Origin of the sequence: Erysipelatoclostridium sp. An173, from assembly GCF_002160495.1 — a bacterium.
Classification (GTDB): domain Bacteria; phylum Bacillota_I; class Bacilli_A; order Erysipelotrichales; family Coprobacillaceae; genus Thomasclavelia; species Thomasclavelia merdavium.
In genome coordinates this window covers 1-1,592 of sequence record NZ_NFKR01000093.1, presented here as the reverse complement: position 1 = coordinate 1,592, position 1,592 = coordinate 1, and the positions used below count along the sequence as shown (strand labels likewise).

Here is a 1,592-nt window from a genome sequence, read left to right as displayed (position 1 = left end):
CTACACCACTATTACCCAGAAATACGATGTTTTCACAATTCTCGATGAATCTGAGTGTCTCAAAATCCAATATCTGCTGTTTGTTTATTGATGACTGAAAATCAAAATCCCTTAATTCTTTATGATGAGGAAATGCCCCTACCTTAACCATTGACTTGACCATATTCTTTTCTCTATGATCGATTTCTATCTGCGTCAATTTGATCAATCCTTCTGTAAAAGATAGATTGTTTCTGGTTATATAATCCAACATCTCATCTAAATTTTCATTCATTTGACTTAACTTCAAGTAATTCAGGTTATTTTTCAATTGCATATATGTACTACTCATTGTATATTTCTCCTATCAAATTTAAATTTGCCTTGGCTAATTGTTTGATTTCATCCGAACTGTCTTTAAAACTTACTTCATATATTTTTTGATAATGTTCTTCATGATAATTATATTTTGATTGAGATATTTGATGAATTGTTATAAGTCTTGTGTTAGAATACACATGTATATAATCATCAAATATCTGTAGTTTCACTGTTTTACCAATATATTCTGGTGGTGCGGAATATTTATTACCTTTATAGGAAAACAAACTCTGTGAATCTACTTTTACTGGTCTAATGGTGATTTTATACTGATTTCTTATCTTTTCTTGTGGTAAAGGGGATAAGAAATCTTTTTCTTTTTGGATATGAAGTTTCGGAATTTTTCCTATTTCACTGTGCACCTGGCAATTATTTCTTTCATTGATTTCCATTACTTTTTCATTCAGTTGTGCATAGTTCAGCTTCCCATTATAAGCATATAGTTCATCCCATAATTTCATTGGCGCTTCAACCTTCCCTTTACTCCATGGTTTTCCGGCAATACAAGGTTTCACTATAAAGCCATAATCATCCGCAAACTGTTGAAACTTTGCATTGACCTTTCCACTCGAATATTCTGTTCTTGCCTCATCCATGACTGTTTTCATATTATCGGTTTTTAAGATGTCAGGCACACCACCAGCTGCTTCAAATGCCTGATCAAGATAATGAAACAGAGCACCCTGCTTTTTTGTAAGCGAGATGAAATTAATCCTATATCTTGAATAGGAATATACAAGTGCAAAGATATTTAATTCAATAACCTCACCTGTGCTTAAGGTATAATGCATATTTTCCTTCCAATCCAATTGTGCCTCAACTCCCATACCAGTCTCTCTTTTGATTGACCGATGATTTGTCATATTGTTTCTAATTTTACCATTTACTGTCCTGTTTGTTCTGCCATTAAAGTATTTATCAAATTCCTCATGCTGGCTGATCCACTTTCTAAAATGGGAAGCTGAGCACTCTAATCCATGATTATCTTTTAGATATTGCCATAAAACTCTTTTATAAAAGAAAACCTGAGTATTTTGATTGATCAGCAAGTCATATATTATTTGATAAAAATTATCTAACTTACTTTTTCTTTCTCTTTTCTTTGGCTTAGTATAACCATTCATATATTTATCAATCAATCTTCTATCTACACCAAGCTCTCGGGCAATTTGTGATTTATTTATTTTCAATTTTAACTCCTCTACTAATACTTTCAATTTTGGTAAATCAAG

Annotated in this window: 1 protein-coding gene and 1 pseudogene; both read right to left on the bottom strand. The window is 31.8% G+C overall.

All coding sequences use genetic code 11. The features are described 5' to 3' along the window. Positions 1-331 (bottom strand): ATP-binding protein (locus B5F09_RS14495; protein ID WP_158095869.1); only part of this gene is annotated, 331 nt, incomplete at its 3' end. Next, positions 328-1,592: pseudogene (gene istA / locus B5F09_RS14490) on the bottom strand (IS21 family transposase); the annotation flags it as partial. The gene B5F09_RS14495 and the pseudogene istA, both read right to left, overlap by 4 nt.